The sequence below is a fragment of the Acidimicrobiales bacterium genome (assembly GCA_025455885.1).
Taxonomy (GTDB): Bacteria; Actinomycetota; Acidimicrobiia; order Acidimicrobiales; family Acidimicrobilacustridaceae; genus Rhabdothermincola_A.
In genome coordinates this window covers 23924-47303 of the sequence record JALOLR010000007.1, presented here as the reverse complement: position 1 = coordinate 47303, position 23380 = coordinate 23924, and the positions used below count along the sequence as shown (strand labels likewise).

The window sequence follows — 23380 nt, the reverse complement described above, 5'->3', positions numbered from 1 at the left end:
ACCGATGGACCCCCAGCTTCTGTTCGACCAGCCCGACGACCGCCCTGCCCCTGCATCGGCCGCTCCGCCGGGCGAACAACGCCCGCAGGAGGTGGAACTGGTCGAGGGCGACGACAGCGACGCCGTGTGGGATCTGACCGAGCGGTTCGTCGAGGATCCCGCCGAGGCCACTGACCGGATGCTCGAGGTGATCGCGGCGGTGGACTTCCTGCGCCGCGGGGACCGGCGCGGGTTCACACTGTGGGCTGCGATCGAAGAGGCCCTGCAGTGGTGGGTCGCGGAGCGAACCGCTCTGCTCGACGGCTACGCCGATGCCGCCCTGGACAGCCCGCGCTTCGATGAGCGCGAGACCTTGCGCTCGACGCTGGTCCGGCTCGTGGCCACTGCCGGTCAGGACGAGCCTGTTCACGTCAGCCACGCGCTCCAGGAAGCGCTCCGGCACTGGAGCATCGCTATGGCCGACCGTCACAACGATGGCCAGCCGTGGCCTGCGCCGGCGCCGCGTCACCAGTACCCGGTGCCGCTGCGTCTGGTCCCCCGGGCCGCCACGGCCACAGGCGAGCCGCCGGACCTCATCGCCTGAGCTTGCGCCGCAGGCGTCGAATGCGTTGGGCGCCCCGGAGGCGGGTCCGGGGCGCCCACACGCGTGTCAGGCCCATCGCTGAGACCGACATGTCGATCGACGGCGGATCGATCGATGCCCGTGACGGTAGACCCACATGCGCGTCGTGGAATCGTCAGCCCGACGGAAATGGGTCCCGAGGCCCAGCCCGACATTGTCGACCGACAGCCTCTCGAGGCCTCCGGCAGGCCGATGAGCGGAACACCACCTCGAGATGGGCACCCGGCGGCGCATCGCCGCGGGGCCCGGCATCACCAGAGGTCCATTCCGAGGGTGTCGCCCTGATCGGGGACGGAGCCGAGGTTCACGGAGAGGTCGTGGGTGACTGTCAGGGTCTGCTCGTGGGCCGGGTCGTCTGGCTGGAGCGGGGCCAGAGCGGCGTCGATCTCGCTGCGTTCGATGACGTGGGGCCAGTGTTCGAGGATCCAGGTCCGGCGGGTGTCTCGGGTGTCGAGTGCGGCTTGGAGCTCGGCGTCGACGTCGAGAAGGGTGGGCTGGCGGCTGTTGCTGGTGAGGGTGTCGATGAGGGTGCGGGTGTCGGGGGGCGCGGTGGCGAGGATGGCGTCGAGGTCGTCTCGACGCTCGAGGAGTTGTTCGGTGGTGCGGGCCAGGTGCTGGGGCTCGACGCGGCCCAGCTGTTCGAGGTGTTCGCCGGCGGCGGTGATCTGGCTGCGGATGCGCTCCCATTCGGGGTGAGCGGGGGTGGGCTCGGTTCCGAGCCCGGGTGTGCGGGTGGGGATGGCGTGGCGGAGCCGGTGGTGGGCGATGGTCTCGACGGTGTCGTCCCACAGGGTCGCGGCGTGGGCGGTGGCGGGGCGTGTCCCGATCTGGTCGGTCAGCCACGCGGGTTGGATGGCACCGAGTCGGCGGGCTTCGCGGGTGACGAGGAGCTGGGCGGCGCGTTCGCATCGAGTGGCATCGCCAGCGGTAACACCGTGCGCGCCGAGATGGCTGTCCCACCGCCCGAGCGTCTCGTCGCGTGCTTGGGCGAGGGTCTCGAGGTGGTGTTGCGCGACCGCCGGGAGGATCCGCGCCGGTGGGAGGTTCCGGTCAACGAGGCGGGTCTCGGTCCATGGGAGGGTGCGTTCGGCGGTCGCGCCCGTGTGGGAGGTGAACCGGACGGTGAGGGTGGCGGTGGTGTCGGCGATGGCGGTGACGGTGCCGATGTTGTGGCGATCGAACGCCTTGATCTGGGTGCCGATGGTGACGTGGCGGGCGGTGTGGGCCGCCCGGTCGACGGCACGCTCCAGCACCTCAGGGTCGATACCGACCGCAGCTGTGGCGGCGAGTTCGATGCTGCGGGCGCGGGCTGCCCGGGCTTCGAGCTCGGCGACGGTGTGGGTGTCGGCGAGGACGGCGACGCGGTCTGCGTCGGGGTCCCGGGTGAGGGCGAACAGCTTGGCTCGCGAGGTCTGGAGTTTGTCGATGAGGTTCTCGAGCGGTTCGTTGGGTTCCTCGCCCTGGAGGGGGATGCCGTGGGTGTGGCGTGTGAGCTCGGCGTCGATCTCGTCGATCTGGGCTTGGGGGATGACGAGGGTGTTCGAGTGGCGGCCGCGGGAAAGTTGTACGTAGGCGGCTTCTCGGTAGAGACCATCGACCCCGACGGCGATGGCGGTGTCCCAGGTGCCGCCTTGGGCGCGATGCGCGGTGACGGCGTACGCGTGGTTGACGAAGCCTTCGCGGAGGTAGTCGGCGGGGACGGTGAAGGTCGCGTCGTCGTTGTCTCGCCGGACCCGGATGGCCCCGCCGGGGGCGGCGGCGACGATGGTGGCGATGTCGCTGTTGCGGACCTGGACGGCATCAGCGGCGGGTTGGGTGAGTCGGGCGTTGCGGCGCAGTACGACTCGGTCTCCGACCACCAGCGACCGCCCGTGCGAGGTGGCGATGGGGGTGTCGAGGTCGAGGATCTGGTGGTCGGCGAGTCGTCGGCGGACGTGGTGGTTGAGCCGGTTGACGGTGTCGTTGGTGCCGGCCATGAGCACGGGTCGTTGGCCGACGTGCAGGGCGTCGAGGTAGCGGTCCACGGCGACGGTGAGCATCGACTCGAGGTCGGGGGTGACGTGCACCCGGTTGTGGGTCCGGTAGGCGGTGACCGCGGCGGGGATCGATCCTGCGCGCAGCTGGGCGAGGGCGTGGTGTTCCCAGGGTTCGATCTGGCGTCGGTTCACGGTCAGTTCGGCGACGCTACGGCAGCGGTCGACCGCGGCGGCGAGGCCGCCGCCGGGTCCGATCTCGGGGAGCTGGTGGTGATCGCCGACGAGGACCACCCGACCGCCAGCGGCGACGGCTCGGGTGATGAGTGGTTCGAGGTCGACGGTGGAGGCCATGGCAGCTTCGTCGATGATCAACACCGTGGCAGGACTTGGTCCGTGGCCGGGGAGGGCCCAGCGACGGGCGAGGGAGTGGAGGGTGGAGGCGTCGATGCCGGTGCCGGCTTCGAGCTCGGCCGCGGCACGCGCAGAGGGAGTCGCGCCTACGGGGGCCATGCCGGCGCCGCGCATCGCAGCGCCAACGGTGGCGAGGGTGTGAGTCTTTCCGGTTCCGGCGGGTCCGATGAGGACCGCGACGGGGTCGGTGGTCGCGCAGATCGCTCTCACCGCCGCGACTTGGTCGGCGCCCAGGGTCCTGGCTGTGGTCAGTGCCTGTTCGAGGTGCTTGGTGGGGATCGGGTGGTGGGTGTCGCGGCGTTCGAAGGTGTCGAGGAGTCGGCGTTCGGTGGCGGCCATCGGTCGCGATGTCCACCGGGCGGTGGTGTCGCCCCGCAGTCTCGGGGCGAGGGCGAGGACCTGCTCTGAGGCGAGCACGGTGGCGGCGACACGGTCGACGGTGGCCACGGTGGCACCGGCCCCGAGGCGGCGGGCGACCGCTTGGTAGAGGTCGGCGACAGTGAAGGTGGCATCGCGGGTCACCAGGTCGGTGCAGAGCAGATCGGCGATCCACCCCTCGACCGAGGTGGTCTGGGCTTGGGTTGAGGGGGCGCCGTCAGCGCCGACGGAGAGCTCGGGAAGAGCCCACGTCTGCGGGTGCCGGGTCTGGATGGGATGGCATTCGGCGATGAGGGCTTCGGCGTGCTCGGGGCCGAAGCCGAGGGTGGCGCCTTCGAGTTTCCAGCCGAGATCGAGGCGCTCGTCTTCCATCTCGGCTTTGCCTCGGCGGGTGGCGAGCACTGCTTGTTGGCGCGATGCGGGGTCGTGGCCGCGGTCGTGGTCGTCGAGCCAGGCGTCGATCTCGGCGGAACGCTTCGAGAACGAATCCAGCACGGCTTGGGGGATCCCGGCGATCTCGGCGACGTGACGGCCGGGTCGCCACTGGACTCCGAGCCGCTGGGTGAGCTCGTCTCGTAGCGCAGCTTGGAAGACCTCCCCGGCGGCGCGCTGGAGGCGGTAGAGGTCGGGGTGCACGAACGCTGACCAGCGGCCGTCGGCGCCGCGGACCATGTTCGGGATCAGGACGTGCCAATGCAGCAGCGGATCGCCGGCGCGTGAGGTGCGGTGCCGGAACACTGCGGCGACGAGGTCCGCACCGGGTTCCACACGGATGGCTTTCACCGCCGCGGTCCCGGGGTCGAGGTTGGCGAGGTAGCGACGGTCGTCGCTGCCTCGCCGGACTGCCATCACCTCTCGTTCCAACCAGCCGAGGGTGCCACGCAACGCGGCTTCGCTGGCGTCGATGATGGCCCCTTGGACCCTTGGGTCGTCGCTGATCGCGTAGAGCACCGACGCCGACTTCGGGGCCTTGAAGGTGAGATCGAACCCTGGGACACGACGGGGATGGGGCCGGATCGTCTCGTTGTTCGGGGACAGCCCGCCGGTGCCGGGTTGCATCCCGGCGAGCACAGCTCGGAGGTCATCGCCGGCAACTTCGCCGTCGAGGCCGAGGACGATCGCGCCGGTACCGGCCCACCATCCGGCGGCCTCGCCCGCGCCGGAGTAGTAGTCGTCCAGGGACTGGGCGACACCGGTGAGCTGGTAGGCCTCCGCTCCGACGCGGAGCTTTGCGATCGACAACACGACTCTCACTCCCACCCCTGGGTGGGTGAGGTGTCGCGTGCACACCGGCGGAGCCGGTGATGTTCTGTGTCTCGAGATTGGTGGTGGCTGGTACGCGGGGCGAGTGGTGGAGGGCTCTGACAGCGGGCGGGGCTGTTCTGCGGTGATCGTGGTGGGCTGGGTACTCGCGGGTAGTGGGGCAGGTTCGGTGGAGCTGGTGACTGCGAGGGCGGACGGGGGGGGTGGGCGCGACGGGAGGCATGCGCGGGCGTAGGTGATCAGGGTCGAGGGTTCGCGCTCGCGGGTCTGGTCGATCGTCGGTCCATCACCTGGGTCGGTGTCCACGTCGGGAGGGTCAAGAGGATGGGTCGAGACGCGGTTCGGGACCTGAGGGTGTGGCAGCGGGAGGCGGCGGGCGCGCAGGAGCAGGCGTTGCGGGCCGCCGCGAGGGCCTACCGTCGCATCGAGGTTCTAGATGAGCAGCGAGAGGCGGCGGTCGAGTCGCTGAGCGTGGCGTTGGACGAGCTGGCGACGACTGGTGTCGGCCGGGATCAGGCGGCGGCGTTCCTCGGTGTCGACGTGGCTGCCCTGTCGGCTCGGCGTGTCAGCCGGCGTGGGGCTGCGGTTGCGAGTGACTCAGGAACTCGATCATGACCGGCGAGCAGGGGAAGTGCCGTCGGTGTGGTGTTGCACGGCACCCGGCCCGGAGGGTCGGCCGCGGCACCACGCGCGGTGACGGTCCTCGACCCGTTGCGGGTCGAGGACCGGGGCGCTCAGCGGAGCGCGCCGGCGGGTGCCGGGGCGGGTGGGCGCCCGGCGGTGGTGGTGAGGTGGTCGAGGGCGGCTTGGGCCTTGCTGGTGACGGTGAGCAGGTGACGGGGATCGGCACGCAAGATGCGCAGCCAACCGGCGAGGTAGGCGGCGTGGTCGGGTCGGGTGACTGGTGCGAGCTCGGCTTCGGCGCTCCACAGGGCGGCGCCGAGCTCGGCGACGAGTTCTTCGCCGGCGTAGGCGTCGGAGCCGAACCGGCCGGTGAGGTCGCGGGCGAGCCGGTTGGCGTGGCCGGTCCAGTGGATGTGTTCGTGAGCGGCGGTGGCCCAGAAGTGCGCGGGGTTGTCGAACTGGGCGAGGTCCGGGAGGTGGATGGTGTCGGCGCTGGGCCGGTAGTACGCCCGGTTGCCGCCGAGGTGGACCTGGGCGCCGATGGCGGCGAAGTAGGTCTCCGCGTGGTCGATCCGTGTCTCGTCATCGACGGTGTCGGGTACGGCAGCCGGGTCCGGGTCGAGGCCGTCGACTTGTTCGGCCGCGAACACGGTGAAGGTGCGGGCGACGAGGCGTCGACGCTGGCCGGCGGCGGTGTCGGCGGCGGTGGGTTCTGTGTCGGTCGCGGGGTCGAGGGTCTTCCACAGCACGACGGCGGTGCCCCGTTCGCCGCGTCGGACCTGGGCGCCGTGACGCTGCCAGGCTTTGTAGGTCGCCCACACTCCGGAGGTCCAGCCGCGGTTGTCGGCGGTCATGGCCAGCCAGAGAGCGTTGATGCCGCGGTAGTGGTGGCCGTCGATGCTTCGAGGGGATCCGCCGGCGAGGGTGTGCCATGGCATGTGCCAGTCGCCGGCTCCGGCTTCTATGTCGGCGATGAGCTGGTTGGTGATGGTGGCGTACAGGTCGTCGGGTCGCATGGTCGCTCCGTTGGTGTGGGCCCCGTCGAGTGCGGGGCTTCGCCCTCCGGGCGCTTGGCCCGCCGGCTGAGGGGCGGTGTCAACCCCGAAGGGGCGGAGCCCGCCGGAGCTTGCGAGGGCGGGTTGACACAGTCCCGGCGGCGGGCTCCCACGGCACCCCGCCGTCAGGCGGGCCACGGCACCGGCGGCGGCTCGAGCCGCGGTGCGGTCGCCACCACGGCGGCCGCACCGGCGGGCCGATTACCGATGGCGCTGCTGGTAGAGGTCGCGCAGGTAGCCGGGGAGCTGTTCGAGGTGGCGGCTGGTGAGGGCGGGAAGCGCCATGCGCAGGTAGACCGACTGGGCGTGAGTGGTCACGACGTCGAAGCGTTCGAGGCGGGCGAGGGTGGCGCGCACTCGGCCGTTGGAGTTGCCCATCCCGAAGGTGCGGGCCAGGTCGTCGGTGGTGATCTGGAGGCGGGGCTGGTGCGCGAGGACGGTGGCGAAGCGGTGTGCCATGAGCGTGGCGGTCGGCCCGAGTACCGGTGTCCACCACAGCAACGTCTCGCCGCTGGCCGTCGGGTGGGAGCGCGGATCGTTTTCGATGAGCGGGTCGGGCCACGCCTCGACGACGACGGTCGTGGGTTCATGAGAGTCGGATCGGTGGCGCAGGTCGGGGTGTGCTGCGGGGTGGTTGGCGGTGGTCATGGGTGTCGCTCCAGGACTGGCGGCGTCAGGCCGCATCTCGACCGGCTACGAGGCCGGCGAGCCCGGATTGGGCTCGGCCCTCTGGGCCCGGCCCGGCGGGTGGGGCGCGGTCAAGCCCGAAGGGCCACCGCCCGCCGGAGCTTGCGGAGGCGGGTTGACGGCGACACGCCAGCCGGGCTTCACGTCACCCGGACCGAAGGGCCGGTCACGGCACACCGCGGTGCTGTCAAGTCATGGGCCGATCGGCACAATTCGATCGCCCTGACCGAATCTCACTCTGCGCGCGTGCCTAGGTTGCTGGTGGAACACGGTGACCCTGCTGCGGGGCAGGGCGATTCGATGGCACGTCGGTGGAGGTGACCAGCGCATGACGATCTCGGCTCAGCAGCACTCACCCACGTTGCGTGGCGATGATCGGGCGCTGCTCGAGCTCTCCGATGTGCTCGGCGTCGTGTCAGGCAAGTGGATCCCTGCGTTGCTCTGTGAGCTGGCGGGTGGCCCGAAGCGGAACTTTCAGCTTCGACATGCGACGCGCCCTATCAGCGCCAAGGCGCTGTCGGATTCGCTTCGGCGCCTTGTCCGCGATGGCCTGGTCACGCGGGTCGTGCACGATGACGGCGGTGGACCTGCGGGGCTCGGCTACGCCCTCACCCCGTTCGGCTACGAGGTGGTCGATCTGCTGGCTGTCCTCGACGAGTGGACGCAACGGCACTACCCGACGATGGTGGCGAGCAGGAGCTTGGTCGACGATGAGCTCGAGGTGAGCTGACTAACCACCACTTCACCGAGGTCACCTCGAGGTGATCAGGTTGTCGTTGAGTTCGCGTCAGCGGTCGCGTTTGCTGGGCTCCATGGCGGCGAGGGACAGATCTTCAAACAGCGCCGGGTGGGGACCACTCGCCGCCCTGTGCGTCGTGGTCGCCGGACTGGCTCTGAGCGGGTGCGCATCTGGCGCCGGGACCTCTGCCGCGTCAGCGGCGCCAGAGGTGACGGTGCCAACCGATGACCGGGCTGTTGTGGAGACGGCGTACCGGTCAGCGATCGAAGCGTTCGAGGCGGCCCTCGTTGATCCATCGGTAGCGTCGGGCGGGCTGGAGGCCTGGTGGAGTGGTCCCGCTCTCGCTGCGGTTCGTAGCGAGGTCAACACGTGGGCGGGATTCGGACAGGCGCTTCGCTACCCGGACGGTTCTCAACGGTCGCTCGATGTGTTGTCGGTGTCGGTCGCAGGTGACACCGCCACGGCTACCGCGTGCTTCGTCGACGACGGTCAGGTGGTCGATGTGGCGACCGGGAACGTGCTCAGCAACGAGGTCGCCACCGTGTTGGAGTCAGCGATCCTCCGTCGAGCCGCTGACAGGTGGATGGTGGCCGAGCGTTCGCAGCTGGAGCGCACGGGAGGGGTGACGTCGTGCGCCGGCCGTTGAGACTTCTCATCGCGGTGGCAGCCGTCGGCGTGGTCGTCGGGGCCGGCGGTCGGGCCGGGGCGTCGGGCGCCTCTGCCGGCGGGTACACCGACGGACACGGAGGCGGGGTCAGAGTCGAAGCGCCCGGCGATGGCGGTACACCTGGCGGCACCGGCGGGTCGAGCGGAGCTTCGAACCGCGAGTGTGCCTATTTCGAGGCGGTCGGTGGAGAACCGGCTTATGTGGGGAAACGCATCGTTGATACGAGCGTGCTCGTGCCGGGTACGCCGGTGGTGTTGCAGTGCCGGGATGTCTCGACCGGGGCGATCGTGTACTCGCTGCTGCAGGCCTGGGACCCCGCGACCGCTGTTGCGACGGGACCGACCGCAATTGCGCTCGCGGAGATCGCCGCGAAGTCGTTGAGCGTGCCCGCGCCAGACGTGCGGACCTGGCCCGCGGGCGGGGTGGGTTTGGTGAACCTTCCGGTGTGGCTGCGGGTCGACAACTGGGATCGACACGACGCGTCGGCGTCGGCGGGCGGACTGACAGCGACGGTTGAGGCTGTGCCTGCGCGCTCGATTTGGACCGTGGACGGCGACACGCTCGTGTGCGGCGACGCCGGAACGGTGTGGAGCCCCGGCGTCGATCCTGCGGGATCGTCGTGTTCGTACACGTTCGGTCATAGCTCGGGGGCTGAGCCCGGCGGCCGCTTCGAGGTGCGGGTGGCGGTGGTGTGGCATCTGCGGTGGTCGGCGACCGACGGCCAGGTCGGGGACCTGGGAGAGATCACCAGCCCGGCGTCCGCGTTCGCGGTGCGTGTCGAGGAGTCCCAGGCGCTGGTCGCGCCCGGTTCGAACTGAGAAGGGGAAGGAACGCCGGTGGCATCCACACTTCTGCGAAGGACCGAGGAAGGTCAGGGTCTCGGGCGTCGGCCGGTGGGAATCGACCCGGGCCGCCATCGCCAACGCAGCCTCCCGTTGGCGCTGGTCGCCGTCGGTTGTATGGCGGTGTCGATCGTTGCGTTCGTGGGCCTTCAGTTGTCGTCGTCGGATCGCTCCCCGGTCCTCGTTGTCGCCCGGCCGGTGGCGGCGGGCACGGCGATCGCTGACGAGGACTTGACCGTTGCCCAGGTGTCTGCGGATCCAGCGTTGAATCCCATCCCGCTGTCGGCCAGGAGCTCGGTGCTTGGGCGCACCGCGGCAGTTGATCTGACCCCGGGAACCCTGCTGGTGGATGCGGCGATGGGTCAGGCTCGGGTGCTCGATGCTGGCGAGGCGATCGTCGGGATTGCCGTGACAGCGACGTCCGCACCAACCGGGTCGATGGCGGTCGGCGACCGGGTCCAGTTGGTGGAAACCGCCGCGCCAGGATCCACAGGCGCCGCAGCAGGGTCTGGCCGTGCTGTGTTGGCCGACGGTCGGATCACCGACCTCGGAGGAACATCGACCACGTCGAGCTCGGGAGCGGTGCCGCTTGCTGTCGCGGTACCGGCGGCGGCGGCGCCGTCGATCGCAGCGGCGTCGGCCGGAGGTCGTATCGCTGTGGTGGTGGTGCCGTGAGCGTTCTCGCGCTGGGATCAGCGAAGGGCTCGCCCGGTGTGACCACGGCTGCGATTGCACTGGCAGGCTCGTGGCCGCCGCATCGCGAAGCGCTGCTTGTCGAGGCCGATCGCGCCGGCGGTGATCTCGTCGCCCGCTTCGCGAGTCTCGGGAACGACAACGCCGGGGTGCGCGCTGAACCATCGACTGTGCAGCTCGCGGCCGGGGCCCGTGGCGGCTTGTCGGAGCGTCTGTTGCTCGAGCACCTCCAGCGTCTGCCCGGATCGGGCGAGGTTCGCGCTCTCGTGGCCCCGAGTTCCGCGTATGCGGCAGCGACCGCGCTCAGTTCGCTCGTCGCTGGCGGACTCGCTGAGTGCCTGAGCGGGCTGAGCGGTCTGGATGTGTTGGTCGATGTCGGCCGTCTCGACGTTGACTCGGTCGGGACGGAGCTGGTTCGCGCTGTGGGCGAGGTGGTGTTGGTGACACGCCCACTGGTGACCAGCGTCGTGCATACCCGGGATTTGGCGGCCTCGCTGCGCCAACTCGGCGTACGGGTGTCACTGCTGATCGTCGGGGACTCGCCCTACTCCCCGGCCGAGGTGGGCCACGCCGTCGGCGGGCTTGCGGTGATCGGTGTGCTGGCCGACGACCCCGCTGGTGCTGCCGCGCTCGACGGGACCGCCAGAACCCCCAAAGTCTGGGCTCGAAGCCGTCTCGTGCGCAGCGCCGCTGCGGTGGCTGACCGGCTGACCGTCGACCAACGCCCACCGGAGGAGTCAGCGGGCCCAGCGCTCACGACTCTGGCCGTGCCGTCGCCAGTCGAGTTCTCCGGGGCAGCGCGGTGACGGTGTCGGAGGTGACTCAGGGCCGGACTGCGCGGGTTCGTTCCGCAGTGGACGAGCTGCGAACGAGCGGCGTCGGCGACGAAGTTGCCGGTTGGCGGGAAAACGCTCTGGCTGCCGGCCAGACGGTGACCGGGGATGACCAGCGACAATTCGCCCTGTCGGTGATCCACCGGCGACTGCGCCGCGTCGCCGAGCGAGACATCGCCAACGGCGTCGGCGCGTTCACAGCCGCGGAGGACGACGAGATCGCCCAGGCGGTGCTCGATGACATGTTCGGCGCCGGCATGTTGGATCGCCTGCTGGCTGATCCGATGGTGGAGAACATCGACGCTGTCGGCTGTGATCGGGTGTGGGTCTCCTATGCCGACGGTCGCAAGGAGCTCGGCCCGCAGCTGTGGCGCACCGACGCCGAGATGATCGAGCACCTCCGCCGTCTCGGTGCCCGCACCGGGCAGAGCGAACGGCGCTTCGACCACGCGTCGGTCGACTTGAACCTGCAGCTTGCGTCGGGAGCTCGGCTGTTCGCGGTGATGGCCGTGACTGAACGACCGTGTGTGTCGGTCCGTCGCCACCGCAAGGCCACGGCGTCGCTCGACGAGCTGCGCGGCGGCGGCACCTTCGATCGGCGGCTTGAGGAGTTTCTGATCGCGGCGGTCCGGGCCCGGTTGAACGTCCTTGTAGCCGGGGGAACCAACGCGGGCAAGACCACGCTGTTGCGGGCCCTGTTAGCCCAGACCGACCCTGCCGAGCGGCTCATCACCATCGAGGACAACCGCGAGCTCAACCTCCCGGCATGCGCCCCCGGGCATCTCGATCTCGTCGAGATGGAAGCCCGGGAGCCCAACACCGAGGGGGAGGGCGCGGTGACCATGGCGGACCTGGTGCGCATGGGCCTGCGCATGAACCCATCAAGGGTGATCGTCGGGGAGGTCCGAGGGGCCGAGGTGATCCCGATGCTCAACGCGATGTCCCAGGGCAACGACGGATCGATGTGCACGATCCACGCCTCCTCGAGCGACGGGGTCTTCGACCGGATCGCCGCGTACTGCATCCAGGCCCCTGAACGGCTCGATCGCATCGCAGCCAACCTCCTCGCGGCGAACGCTGTCGACCTGGTCGTCTTCGTGGCCCAGGCCCTGACCTCAGACGGTCCCGTGCGGCGGGTGACATCGGTGCGCGAGGTCGTCGGCGCGGATGACCACCTTGTGGTGACCAACGAGATCTTCCGCCTTGACTCTCGTGAGCAGGCGGCAGTTCCGACGGGAGTCCCATTGCGGCCCGACACCGCGCAACGGCTTCGCGCCGTCGGCTACGCGTGGGTTCCCGCCACGAGCGGACCGATGTCGTGATGGTGTGGTTAGCCGCGCTGTGCGGCGCGATCTTCGGTCTCGGAGCGTTCGCGTTCCTACGAGCCATCCGCGGTGCCGGCCCCGAAGTTGCGGCCCACGTCGGCCGGCATCGGTCTGGGGCCGCCGGTCGGGGCGGACGCGTGGATCGTGTCGGGCTGCGGTTCGGGTTGGCGCTTGTCGCCGGTAGTGCCGCTGCGATCGTGACTGGCTGGCCCGTCGGCGTGGCGCTCGCCGCCGCAGGGGGCCTCTGGGCACCCTCAGCAATCGACGCCCGGGCCCGACGCGGGGTCGCACAGGCCCGGCTCGAAGCGATCGCGACCTGGACCGAGCAGCTGCGCGACGTCGTAGCCGCCGCCGCAGGTCTGGAGCAGGCGGTCATCGCCACCGCCACCTTCGCACCAGCCGCGATCCGTGACGAGGTCGACGGACTGGCCGCGTCACTGAAGGCCGGGACCTCACCACGAACCGCTCTGCGTCGCTTTGCCGACCTCGTGAATGATCCGGCGGGTGACCTGGTCGTCGCCGCGCTGATCCTGGCGGCCGAGGGTTCGCCGCGTCAGCTGGCTGATCTGCTGGGTCGGCTGGCGTCGAGCAGCCGTGACACCGTGCGGATGCGGCTACGGGTCGAAACCGGGCGGGCCCGAACCCGCAGCTCGGTGAAGCTCGTCACCTCGATCACTGTGGCGTTCTCGGTTGGGATCGTCGTGTTCAACCCGGCCTACGTCGACGCGTACCAGGGGTTCGTCGGCCAGGTCGTCCTGGGGGCCGTCGCCGCGTTCTTCGTCGGGGCCTACTGGTGGCTCGCCCACACCTCTCGCGAGCCCATCCACGGCCGGTTCCTCACCACCGGGGCCCGTACCGGGGAGACGGTCCGATGAACGGGCTGTGGCTCACAGTGGCTCTGGGTGGAGCGGTCGGACTGTTCGCGACAGTGGCGTGGCGCTCGGTCGTTGGAGTCGCTCCACCGTTGGGGTCCCTTCTCGAGCGGATCGACCAGCCCGCCGTCGTAGCGGACCGGCTCGAGGCCACCGGCTGGAAGCAGCGCCTCGGGCGTCGAGCGCGTTCCACGTTCGCTGCATGGGGTCTGCGCGACGACCGTCGGAGCGCGGATGCCCGGATGGCACAGGTGGACCTCAATCTTCACGCCACCTCGAAGGTTCTCTGCGCAGTCATGCCGCCGCTGTTCGCAGCGGCGGCGGCCGCGCTCTGCGGGTTGGGAGGGATCGCCGTACCGGGGCCGGTGCTCGCCGTCGCCGCCGTCGGAGGCGCGATCGCAGGGTTCGTTGCTCCCGATCTTGGGCTGCGACGTCGCGCCCTCGAACGGCGCCGGGAGTTCACACTCGCGTTTGGCGCGTACCTCGATCTGGTGGCGATCAGTCTCGCCGGGGGCATGGGAACCGAGGCCGCGCTGACCGAAGCAGCCCGGATCGGGGACTCGTGGGTGTTCCACACGCTGCGCCGCACCATTGATGTCGCCCAGATCGACGGCACCACGATCTGGACGGGCCTGGGACGCCTCGGTGACGAGCTTCAGGTCCCGGCTGTCGTCGAGCTCGCCGCCAGCGTCGCCCTCGCCGGCACCGAGGGCGCCAAAGTCCGCCACACCATCGCCGTGAAAGCCGACGGACTCCGAGCCGCCGAACTCGCCGAAGCCGAGTCCCGAGCCCACGCCGCGACCGAACGCATGGCCATCCCAACCGCCATGTTGCTGTTCGGGTTCGTGCTGCTCATCGGCTTTCCCGCCGTGACCACCGTGCTCGGCGGCCTCTGAGCGCCCACCGATACCCGCAGCCCCATCGTGGGCTGCACCACCCGAAAGGACACGTCAATGTCGTTCGAGATCCAGTACCTGCTCTGCCACGTCGACCGCCTCACCCGCCGGCTCCACGCGCCACGCTCGCCGCGGGGGTCCGGGGAGAGAGGGGCAATGACGACCGAGGCGGTGATCGTGATCGCCGGGCTCGCCGCCCTCGCTCTCGCGGTGGTGGCCATCATCGTCGCCAAGGTGACCGCCAAGGCCAACTCCATCCCCACCAGCTGAACCACACCATGAGCCGCGATTGCGACCACCTCCCGGGCGATCGGTGCAACGGCGACCGAGGAGCGGCCGCCACCGAGGTGGCCATCGCGATGCCGATGCTGTTGGTGCTGGTGCTTGTCTCGGTGCACCTTGCGCTGTGGTTCCATGCCCGGCAGATCGTGACCGCAGCAGCACAAGAAGCCGCCCGCTCCGCTCGCGCCTATGACGCGGCCGACTCTGATGGCTACGCGCGAGCCGAGCAGATCCTCACCGGGCTCGGCACCCGGTCGGTCACGAGCCCCACCGTGGCCGTCACCCGTGGCGGAGGGATCGTCACTGCGACGGTCACTGGTCATTCCCCCGTAGTGATCCCAGGGCTCGTGCTTGACGTGTCCGCCACCAGCCGCTCCCCGATCGAGGAATTCACCCCATGAGCCGACCCGTCCAACGAGATCGGGGGTCGGTGACCACCGAGATGGTGCTTGTCGTCCCCATCGCCATCGCGTTGCTGTGTCTCGTGGCGTTCGTAGGGCGAACCACCACTACCCGCCAGATCCTCGATGGGGCCGCCCGCGACGCCTCCCGTGCCGCCAGCCAGCAACGCGACCCCACCTCGGCCCGGCTAGCAGCGCTCGACAGCGCCACGTCGACGATCACACAGTCCGGGCTCCGCTGCGCGTCCACGAGCATCGAGCTCGACACCGACCGGTTCGCACCCGGAGGGCAGGTCACCGCACACGTTGCCTGCGAGGTGAGCCTCCGCGACCTCGGTCTGCTCGCACTACCGGGCAGTCGTCGTGTCACCGCCGCCGCGAGCTCCGTTCTCGACACTTACCGGGCGACCCGATGATCCCTCGGCCCCTGGTTCGAAGCCGCTGGCGGGAGCGAGGCTCGGCGACGGTGTGGATGGTGTTCGGGACCGTGATCGTCCTCGCCGTTGCCGGGCTCGTGTACGACGGTGGCGGCCTCATCGCCGCCAAGCGACAGGCGATCAACAACGCGGAGGAGGCCGCCCGCGCCGGCGCCCAGGCCATCGACACCAACACGCTGATGGCGACCGGCACCGTTCAGCTCGACCCCACCGCTGCGGTGGGGCGCGCCGAAGCGTTCCTCGCGGCGAACGGCTTGACCGGGACCGCCACCGCGACCACGTCGTCGGTGAACGTGACCGTCACCCAACACCAGACACTGGCGTTCCTTCACAGTCTCGGCGTCAGCGACAGAACCATCACCGGGACCGCCACCGCCCAACCCCACCACGACCTCGCCAGGAGCTGACCATGCCCCGCCCCGTCCATCCCCGAGCGGTGGCCTCTGCTGTCGCCCAACTCATCTGGGGCGTTGCGCTCATCGCCGGACTGCCGGTGATCCTCGCCGCCGGCTTCGGATGGCCGCTTCCCGCACAGGTCCCCTCGTGGAGCCAGATCAGTTCCACTCCCCTGCGGTTCGTGGATCCCACGGTCATCGTCAACGCATTCGTGTGTGTTGCGTGGGTGACGTGGATCATCCTCACCGCCTACACCGTCCTCGGGCTCATCGACACCATCCGAGGCATCCCGCGACGCCACCATCGCATCAGCCCGCTCGCGGCCGTCGCAGGGAAGATCGTCGCGTCGGTGCTGCTGCTTGCCGCGCTCACCCGGCCCGTCACCGTCGCAGCGCTCCCGACCCCACCAGCAGGCGCCAGCCTCACTCTCGACGACCAGCCGCCGCCCAAGACGATCCCGGCGGACACACCCATCGGCGAGGCGATCACACCGACGGCGATCCCCCGATCTGAAGACACCGCCGTTGGTGACCCGGTATACGTCGTACAGCGCGGCGACACGCTGTGGGACATCGCCGAACGACACCTCGGCGACCCATTCCGCTGGCACGAGATCAGAGATCTCAACCCTCAGCTCATCGTGAACCCGAGCCTCATCTGCACCGGATGGCAACTCACCCTCCCCCACGACGCCAACCTCCCCACCCCCGAAGAGCAGGCTCCGGTCGCACCGCTCGAACCACCAGCTCCCGGCGACGCGCCGTCCGCCCCGCCGGCCTCTGTCGGCCCGGCCCCGACCACCAGTAGCTCCTCACCCGCCGCCGCCCCGGTCACCGACCCCGCACCACTGTCAGACCCAACCGGCGAGAGCTCTTCTGCCACAAGCCTTGCGTTCAACATCGCAGGGTTGGCCGGAGCCACCGTCCTCGCCACCGGGCTCCTCGCTGCCCTGCGGCGCCAGCGCCGACAACGACGTCCAGGGCCCCTCCCCTTCTCCGACGCGACCGACCTCGAGCGGGAACTGGTCGCTGCCTCCGATCTCCCACTGGTCCGCTGGGTCGGTCAGGAACTGGCCGCCCTCGGCGAACTGCTCGCCGGACATGGCCCTTGCGGCGTACCGGTCGCGGTCGAGTTCAGCGAGTCCACCGGGATCGAGCTCCTGTGGGACCAGCCCGCCGAGGATCCCCCGCCCCCGTGGACGGGCGAACCCGGAGGATGGTCCTGGCAACTCCCCTATCACCCTGGTGCCCCGGTCCCGGTCGCCGAGTACCCATCGGTACTGCCTGGTCTGGTCACGATCGGACGGCGCGAGGGCCGACAGCTGATGGTCAACCTCGAAGCACTCGGCGCCGTAGCTCTGGTCGGCGATCCTGAGGCAACAAGGGACCTGCATCGGGCGATGCTGCTCGAGCTGGCCACGAGCCACGAGATCGCTCAGGCACGGGTGATTCCTGTCGACCCGAGTTCCGATCTGCGCCTCGACGATGATCTCGGCATCGCCGCTCTCCCCATCGACGAGGCACTCGATCATCTCGCTGCAGCAGTCACCGAAGCCGACAGGCTGTTGGATCGGGTCGGATGCTCCACGACGTTTGGCTATCGCACGTTCGCTTCCCCGGTGCTGCCCCTAGAGGTCACCGTCATAGCCGGCCGATCCGACGTCGCCGACCTGGTTGACTGCGCGCTCACCCTGCCTGCCCACCGGGCGGCCGCGATGGTGCTGCTCGGCCGAGCCAACAGCATCGAGAACCGCATCGTCCTCGTCCAAGACGGGACGGCGAGGCTCGAACCGCTCGGGATCGCCTTCACGCCGACGGGCCTCAGCGCCGACACCGGCGCCGCACTGACCGCCCTGCTCACCCCCAGCACCCACGAGACCAAGGAAGGGCGCCCGTCCAACGATGGACACGGCGGGGCGCTGCACCCGTGGTGGCTCGACACCGACGCCGCCGCGTCCGCTGTGGGGCCACACGACGTAACCAACCTCCATGACAGCCCGATGGGCGCTCTCAACCGGATCGACAGCGGCTCAGGCCTAATGGGCGAGGTCGCGGAGCTGCCACTCCCGGAGATCCCGGCGTTCCGGATGATGGTCAAGGTGCTCGGTCATCCGCGTCTCGTCGGTGGCCCTGCGGTTGGTCGCCGCGAGCTCGCCGTGATCGCTCTTGTGGCGTGCTCTGCGCGGCCGGTGACCCACGAGCAGGTCCAAGACGCCATCTGGGGGTCGAGTCCGGTCACCCAGAAGACGGTGTTCAACCTCATCGGATCATCCCGATCCGCTCTCGGGTCGTGGGATGGGGAACCGGTGTTGAGTTCGGCTACCAGACCGGACAACTCGATCGCGCTGCACCGCGATGTCGGCACCGATCTCCGGCTGCTGCGAGCCCTGGTTCACCGCGCAGAGCTCTCGGCGTCTACCGAGGCGATGCGCCTGCTCGTTGACGCCTTGGAACTTGTCGAGGGTCCGCCGTTCGACGCGGCCGGCTACGACTGGGCCATCACCGATCAGATCGTGAGCGAAGCGGAGCATCTCATCGAGCACGCGGCGGTCATGGCCGCTGAGCTCGCCGTGGACGGAGGCGACCTCAACCGCGCCCGATGGGCGATCGTTCAGGGCCTGCGCGCGATCCCGGGCGATGAGTCCCTCTACCGGTTGCGGATGAAGGTCGAAGACGCAGCCGGGAACCCTGCAGGGGTGCGACGAGCCTTCGACGAGCTCGACGCGCACCTCGAGGCGTTCGGCCTCGGTCCCTCCCCGGCAACATTGGAGCTGCTGGCCGAGTTGACCGCCGGACCCAACAGCCGGGCACCCCGAGATTCGGCTCCGTCGATGGCGTTCATCGACGCGGCTCAGTAGGTGCACCCGGTGCTCGCCAACGAGGCCAGGTCGATTCCTGCGCCTCGCAGGACAAGTGAGCCGATCAACGCCTGGGGGCAGCGGGCGCGACCGGACGCGCTGATGCCCAGATGGAGGTGGGGTCCGGTGCTGTTGCCGCTGTTGCCGCTGGTGAGGATCTGCTGACCGGGCTCGACCCGATCGCCGACACCGACGTTGAGCGCGCTGCCATGGCAGTAGGTCCAGGTGACGCCGTCGCTGTCGCTGATGGTGACGCCGAGACCGCACGCGACACAGCCCGTTTGGCTGTAGCAGTTGTGGGGGTTTGTAGAGAGGGCGGTAACGGTGCCGGCGCGCATCGCGAAGATCGGTGTGCCGGTGGGGATGGCCCAATCCCAGGCGGGGTAGTCGTGATGGGGGTTGTCGAACTGATCGGCCGTTTGCTCGAGCAGGTCCCGGGGTCCGGGCAGCGACCACCCGCCGGGCAGGACTGCGCCGACCACGCCAATGCACTCTGACGGCGTGGATCGGTCGGGCGCGGTGGCGCCGTGTGGGTCCGGTCCGATGAGGGTCTGGTAGGTCGCCATCCACCGGATTTGATACTGGCGGGGCGTGAGCCGATTCCCTGCTCCCGGGGCGGGGACGGTGTCCCATTCTGGGGAGCCCGGTGCGGGGACGTGACCCAGATACCAGGCGACGGGCACCGCGGTGACGTCCCCAGCGTTGGCGGCGAGAATCGTGGCGATCAGCTCGGCAGCCTTGACGTCCTGCACCTCGGGCGGGGCGAGCCAAGCACGTGGGTAACCGTCGTAGCCGGCCCAGCTGGAGTCGAGGAACTGATAGGCCCCCGACGCGCTCGAGCCCGGAGCTCGTGCGGTGTAGTCGCCGCCAGATTCGAGCTCGCGGATCGTGGCGGCGATCGGTTCGACCTGGGCGCCCACGACCCCACACGCGCTGGCAGAGCGGCTTGTTGCGAGGACTGCCGGTAGGACCGCGAGACCGAGCATGCCGGCCAGGACGGCGCCACCAAGGGCGTAGGTGCGAAGGCGCATACCTCCTTCTCCACCGCTATCGACGGCGAGCGTCGCGGAGAAGTTCCTCGCCAGGGCGCGACGCGGGCGCCTCCGCGGGGTGGGTGGTAGGGGCAACAGCGCACACCAGCGGGGTGGGCCTGGGTTCCGAGGGAGGCGCCATGACAGACGGTGTGAAGCGGTGGGTTGTTGCCATCGCGACGATGACGGTGACGGTGGTCGTGACCGCGTCGACGGCGTTCGCCCAGGTTCCGGATCCGGCCCCGGATGGTTCGATGCCCGGTGCGGCGCTGGTGGGCTCGCTGCTCGGGTGGCTCAAGTGGGGTGCCCTGGCGGCTGCGGTCGGTGGGATCCTCGGCGGGGGCATCGCGGTCGGCGTCGGTCACTTCGGGAACAACTACGGGGCGGCCTCCGCTGGCCGTAAGTGGGTTCTCGGTGGGGTTGGTGCGGCCGCGTTGGCGGGCTTGGCGCACACGTTCGCGACCCAGGTCTACAACGCGACATGACGGACCGGTCCGCCAAGAAGCTCGCCGCGGTGGTGCTTGCGGCGTTCGTTTCGATCGCCGCCGCAGGATGCCTGAGCCGGACCTCCGACCATCCCCGATCGTCCGACCTCGCCAGCGTCCAGACCGATGACGGGTCGGGTGACTCTTCGATCAGTGCCGCTGGGACCGCACCGTCGGTTCCGGCCGGTGGGGGCCGGGTCGAGCATGGTGTGCCGGTTGGCTGGTCCTTGGACCAGGTCGGCGCAGAAGCAGCCGCAGCGGCCTATGTGCGCTCGACGGCGCTGATCGCCCGGTCGGGCCCGTTGAGTCGCCGCGACGCGGTCCTGACGATGGCGACCTCGTCGTACGGGCCCGAGATGGTGGCCGCGGTGAACCAGGAGCTCGACGGTCTCACCGTCGGCACCGAAGGCCGCTCGGTCGCTCCCGGCGAGCTCGTGTGGAGCGAGTACCCGCTGACGGTCACCTCGACCATGACCTCGACCACGCGCGCCGACGTGCGGGTGTGGTCAGTTCTGATCGTTGGCATCAAGGGCGGGTCCGTGGCCCGCCAGGTGTGGCGCACCTCGACTCTCACTCTCGAGGTCGAGCACGGTGACTGGAAGGTTGCTGACTGGGTCGACGCGACCGGTCCGTCCCCCGTCGCTCTCAACGACACCGATATCGCGTCGGTCACTGACCTGGGCGACGTCACCTCCTGGGCGACTGTCGGAGCCGGGTCGTGATCCCCCACCTTCCCGGGGTCAGCGATTTATTCGGCTGGGTGATCGATTCCGCGTCGTCGTCGATCTTCGACGGGATCGTGTCGTGGATGGCCCGGGGTCTCGCCGTGCTGATCGAGTGGATCTGGACCACGCTCGACACCGCCACGACCCCGAGACTCACCGAGGCGTGGTTCACGACTGAGCTGATGGGTCCGATCTCGCAGCTCGCACTCGGCGTCGTCGTCGCGCTGATGCTCGCGTCAGGAATCCACGCTGCGCTCGCCGGGCGCCCAGAACAGATCTTCGACGCGTTCAAGCAGGCGGCGTGGAGTCTCGTCGCCACCGCGCTGTCGATCACGGTGATCGATCTGATGCTCGGCGTCGTCGATCAGGCCGCTGGCGGGATCTGGGCGACGGTGCGGCCGGATCTCCAGCGACTCCTCGAAGACGTCATCTCGATCGTGGGCGCGTCGTCCGTTCTCGACATGGGGTTCCTCGCGGTCCTGATGATGCTCCTGCTCTACCTGGCGTTGATCGGTCTTGCCACGGCGTTGGCCATGCGCAACGCCCTGATCTACGTGACTGCGCTGCTCGCTCCGCTGGTGTTCGCGTCGTCGGTCCTGCCGTTGTTTCGCGACTCGGCGCGCAAGATCGTGCACCTCGGCGTCGCGTTGGTGGTGTCGAAGCTGGCGATCGTCGCCACCCTCGCCCTGGCGGTGAAGATGATGGCCAACGCCACCAACCTCACCTCCAGCGGCGACTCGCTCCAGAACGGGGTCGCGTCGCTCGGTGTGCTGTTCGCCGGCATCGTGTGCTTCGCGGTCGCGTCGTTCACCCCGGTCGTGCTCTACAAGCTCATGCCAACCGTCGAAGGGGCCATGATCGGAGCCGGTGTCGCCTCCGGTTGGGGTCGCAGCGCGATGACGGGCATGTACGCCGCGTCCAGCGCCAAGAACCTGGGAGGCGGCCTCGCCAAGCTCGCCTCCAACCCGGTACCCAGCTCGAACTCCGATGCGGGCGACACGGCTGGTGTGAACGCAGGGGCCGCCCCGGTCGCCGGCGCCGACACGACCTCGGCGCAGAGCGCGGCTGGCGGCGCTGGGGCCGCAGCCGCGGGAGGCGGAACCGCTGGCGGCGGCGCGATCGCAGCGCCGGTGATGGTGACCAAGGAGGTCGCGGACACCATCAAGAGCACCGGTGAGCAGGTCGGCCATGCCACGGATGCCACGCTCGATGCTGCGGCGCAGCGCCACCCGTCGGCCCGCACAGCTTCGATGCCGGCCGGCCAATCCGAGGCGGGGTCGGGTTCGGGTGACTCGCTGGCGTCGGAACCGATCGCAGACCTGGAGGATCGGTGATGGCCCGCTCCTACCGGTTCGCGGACTCGTCCCGACCTGGGTTGCTGCTCGGACTCTCGGGACGCCAATCCGTGCCCCTGATTCTCGGCGTGGTGTCGATGGCCCTCATCCTGCAGACCACCACCCCGCCGCTCGTCGCGGTCGTGGGCCCGGCGGTCGGTGTCGTGGTGGCGTTCGGTCGATTCCGTGGTGCCCCACTTGGTGAGATCGCCGCCCCCGGCGCCGGGTTGTGGTGGGCCCGACGCCGAGGGAGTACCCCGTGGGTTCGGAGGTCCCTCGTGGCCGCCGGGGGCCGACACAGCAGATCCGGTGAGGTTCCTCGCGAGCTCGAAGGACTCGAACTGCTTGACGTGCCCTCGACCTGGGGATCACTGCCATTCACGCTCGGTGTCATTCACGACGTTCGGACCGGGACGGTAACCGCGGTTGCCGGCGCCCAGGCTGAAGGGTTCTGCCTCTCAGGCCTTGACGAGCAGGACACGGTGCTGGCGGGGTGGGGTGCAGCGTTGGCGCCGTTCGCACGGGAACGCACACCGGTGGCGCGGGTGAGCTGGCAGGAGTGGGCGCATCCGATCGGCGTCGACGCTCACCGAGGATTCCTGGACGAACACGACGTGCCCGGCCGCATCAGCGAACCAGTCGTGGCCGACTACGTCGCCCATGTCGAAGCCCAGGCGGCCACGAGCGTTGTGCATCAGACGTTGTTGAGCGTCACTGTCGCTCTGCGCCGGGTCCGTCGCCGCCGGGCCGTCTCAACGCTCGACGCCGCGGTCGAGGTGCTGGTCGACGAGCTGCGGCTGTTCGCCGAACGCCTCGGCGCCGCGGGGATCACCGTCGCGACGCCGCTCGGTTCGGGTGAGCTCGCCGCGACGGTTCGAACCCGGTCGGATCCGACCAGGGCAGCCGCGGTTGCGACGGTCTCGTCGTCGCTGGCCGCGGCCGCGGGCAGGCGCAGCGTGGAGTGGGGGCCCATGGCGACAGAGCAGTCGTGGGGACATGTCCGGGTCGACGGTTCGTTCCACCGGTCTTTCCGGGTGGCGTCGTGGCCGATGCTCCCGGTGGGCGCGGACTGGCTCGCACCGCTTGTCGCCAGCTCCGGGGGGACGAGGACCGTCACGGTGGTGTTCGAACCGGTCGCCACCTCGCGGGCGGCTCGGCTGGCCGATCGGGAGGTCATGAGCCGAGAGGCCGACGCGGAGATGAAGGAACGACGGGGCTTTCGGGTTTCGGAGCGGGACCGCAAGCGCATCGAGGACGTCCGGCGCCGCGAGACCGAGCTGACCCAAGGGCATCCGGAGTTCCGTTTCGTGGGCCTGGTCGATGTCTGCGCCGTCGATCTCGATTGCCTGGATGACGCGTGCGCCGCGATTGAGCAGGACGCTGCGCAGTCGCTGATCGATCTTCGGCCGCTGGAAGCACGCCATCAGCTCGGCTGGGTCGCCAGCCTCCCGCTCGGGCGCAGCGTGACCTCAGAGAGGAGCCTGACATGAGCCCCACGCGATCGCTTCGTGAAGGACGCGACAACCCTCCCCCCGCGAGTCCACGGGAC

At 69.7% G+C, this 23380-nt stretch carries 22 protein-coding genes; 18 read left to right on the top strand and 4 right to left on the bottom strand.

Annotated features, from left to right (window positions below):
* The first annotated feature begins 4 nt into the window (after positions 1–4).
* Positions 5–583, top strand: coding sequence for a hypothetical protein (locus MUE36_07200; GenBank protein MCU0310713.1), 579 nt, complete (start codon positions 5–7; stop codon positions 581–583).
* Between the two features lie 290 nt (positions 584–873).
* Here the strand turns inward: MUE36_07200 and MUE36_07195 are convergent, their stop codons facing one another.
* The 3 genes from MUE36_07195 to MUE36_07185 form a co-directional block, all read right to left on the bottom strand.
* Positions 874–4632 carry a relaxase domain-containing protein gene (locus MUE36_07195; GenBank protein MCU0310712.1) on the bottom strand — a complete coding sequence of 1253 codons (3759 nt, stop codon included), beginning with the start codon at positions 4630–4632 and terminating at the stop codon, positions 874–876.
* 752 nt (positions 4633–5384) lie between these two features.
* The gene (locus MUE36_07190) at positions 5385–6290 is read right to left on the bottom strand and encodes a zincin-like metallopeptidase domain-containing protein (GenBank protein ID MCU0310711.1); all 906 of its coding nucleotides are present in this window, start codon (positions 6288–6290) and stop codon (positions 5385–5387) included.
* Positions 6291–6530: 240 nt separating this feature from the next.
* On the bottom strand, positions 6531–6977 hold the full coding sequence (locus MUE36_07185; protein MCU0310710.1) for a hypothetical protein: 447 nt from the start codon (positions 6975–6977) through the stop codon (positions 6531–6533).
* Positions 6978–7344: 367 nt separating this feature from the next.
* On the opposite strand from MUE36_07185, the gene MUE36_07180 reads away from it, so the two are divergent.
* The 13 genes from MUE36_07180 to MUE36_07120 all read left to right on the top strand — a co-directional run bounded on the left by MUE36_07180 (position 7345) and on the right by MUE36_07120 (position 18256).
* Entirely contained in the window at positions 7345–7746 is a 402-nt protein-coding gene (locus tag MUE36_07180; protein MCU0310709.1) for a helix-turn-helix transcriptional regulator, read from the top strand.
* A 223-nt stretch (positions 7747–7969) separates the two neighbouring features.
* Entirely contained in the window at positions 7970–8401 is a 432-nt protein-coding gene (locus MUE36_07175) for a hypothetical protein (GenBank protein ID MCU0310708.1), read from the top strand.
* A gap of 221 nt (positions 8402–8622) precedes the next feature.
* Positions 8623–9240: a hypothetical protein gene (locus MUE36_07170; GenBank protein ID MCU0310707.1), complete on the top strand. Its 618-nt coding sequence runs from the start codon at positions 8623–8625 to the stop codon at positions 9238–9240.
* A 117-nt stretch (positions 9241–9357) separates the two neighbouring features.
* The gene (locus MUE36_07165) at positions 9358–9939 is read left to right on the top strand and encodes an SAF domain-containing protein (GenBank protein ID MCU0310706.1); all 582 of its coding nucleotides are present in this window, start codon (positions 9358–9360) and stop codon (positions 9937–9939) included.
* Positions 9936–10763, top strand: coding sequence for a hypothetical protein (locus tag MUE36_07160; GenBank protein ID MCU0310705.1), 828 nt, complete (start codon positions 9936–9938; stop codon positions 10761–10763). The genes MUE36_07165 and MUE36_07160 overlap by 4 nt, the downstream gene beginning before the upstream one ends.
* A gap of 47 nt (positions 10764–10810) precedes the next feature.
* Positions 10811–12112: a Flp pilus assembly complex ATPase component TadA gene (gene tadA, locus MUE36_07155; GenBank protein ID MCU0310704.1), complete on the top strand. Its 1302-nt coding sequence runs from the start codon at positions 10811–10813 to the stop codon at positions 12110–12112.
* 200 nt (positions 12113–12312) lie between these two features.
* On the top strand, positions 12313–12990 hold the full coding sequence (locus MUE36_07150) for a type II secretion system F family protein (protein MCU0310703.1): 678 nt from the start codon (positions 12313–12315) through the stop codon (positions 12988–12990).
* Between the two features lie 239 nt (positions 12991–13229).
* Positions 13230–13883 carry a hypothetical protein gene (locus MUE36_07145; GenBank protein ID MCU0310702.1) on the top strand — a complete coding sequence of 218 codons (654 nt, stop codon included), beginning with the start codon at positions 13230–13232 and terminating at the stop codon, positions 13881–13883.
* Positions 13884–13940: 57 nt separating this feature from the next.
* A complete protein-coding gene (locus MUE36_07140) occupies positions 13941–14153 on the top strand; it encodes a hypothetical protein (GenBank protein ID MCU0310701.1) in 213 nt (70 codons plus the stop codon).
* Between the two features lie 77 nt (positions 14154–14230).
* Positions 14231–14566, top strand: coding sequence for a pilus assembly protein (locus MUE36_07135; GenBank protein MCU0310700.1), 336 nt, complete (start codon positions 14231–14233; stop codon positions 14564–14566).
* Entirely contained in the window at positions 14563–14982 is a 420-nt protein-coding gene (locus tag MUE36_07130; protein ID MCU0310699.1) for a pilus assembly protein, read from the top strand. The genes MUE36_07135 and MUE36_07130 overlap by 4 nt, the downstream gene beginning before the upstream one ends.
* A 56-nt stretch (positions 14983–15038) precedes the next feature.
* On the top strand, positions 15039–15410 hold the full coding sequence (locus tag MUE36_07125) for a pilus assembly protein TadG-related protein (protein MCU0310698.1): 372 nt from the start codon (positions 15039–15041) through the stop codon (positions 15408–15410).
* Positions 15411–15412: 2 nt separating this feature from the next.
* A complete protein-coding gene (locus tag MUE36_07120; protein ID MCU0310697.1) occupies positions 15413–18256 on the top strand; it encodes a LysM peptidoglycan-binding domain-containing protein in 2844 nt (947 codons plus the stop codon).
* Here MUE36_07120 and MUE36_07115 read toward each other — a convergent pair.
* A complete protein-coding gene (locus MUE36_07115; GenBank protein MCU0310696.1) occupies positions 18250–19176 on the bottom strand; it encodes a peptidoglycan DD-metalloendopeptidase family protein in 927 nt (308 codons plus the stop codon). The genes MUE36_07120 and MUE36_07115 overlap by 7 nt on opposite strands.
* Positions 19177–19427: 251 nt before the next feature.
* Here MUE36_07115 and MUE36_07110 point away from each other — a divergent pair, with 251 nt between their 5' ends.
* The 4 genes from MUE36_07110 (at position 19428) to MUE36_07095 (ending at position 23321) form a co-directional block, all read left to right on the top strand.
* Complete coding sequence (locus MUE36_07110; GenBank protein ID MCU0310695.1) at positions 19428–19772, top strand: hypothetical protein; 345 nt, start codon at positions 19428–19430, stop codon at positions 19770–19772.
* Positions 19769–20494, top strand: coding sequence for a hypothetical protein (locus MUE36_07105; protein MCU0310694.1), 726 nt, complete (start codon positions 19769–19771; stop codon positions 20492–20494). Before MUE36_07110 ends, MUE36_07105 begins: the two co-directional genes overlap by 4 nt.
* Positions 20495–20679: 185 nt before the next feature.
* Positions 20680–21831 (top strand): hypothetical protein, encoded by a 1152-nt coding sequence (locus MUE36_07100; protein ID MCU0310693.1) that lies wholly within the window; start codon positions 20680–20682, stop codon positions 21829–21831.
* Positions 21831–23321: a hypothetical protein gene (locus tag MUE36_07095; protein ID MCU0310692.1), complete on the top strand. Its 1491-nt coding sequence runs from the start codon at positions 21831–21833 to the stop codon at positions 23319–23321. Before MUE36_07100 ends, MUE36_07095 begins: the two co-directional genes overlap by 1 nt.
* Positions 23322–23380 lie beyond the last annotated feature (59 nt).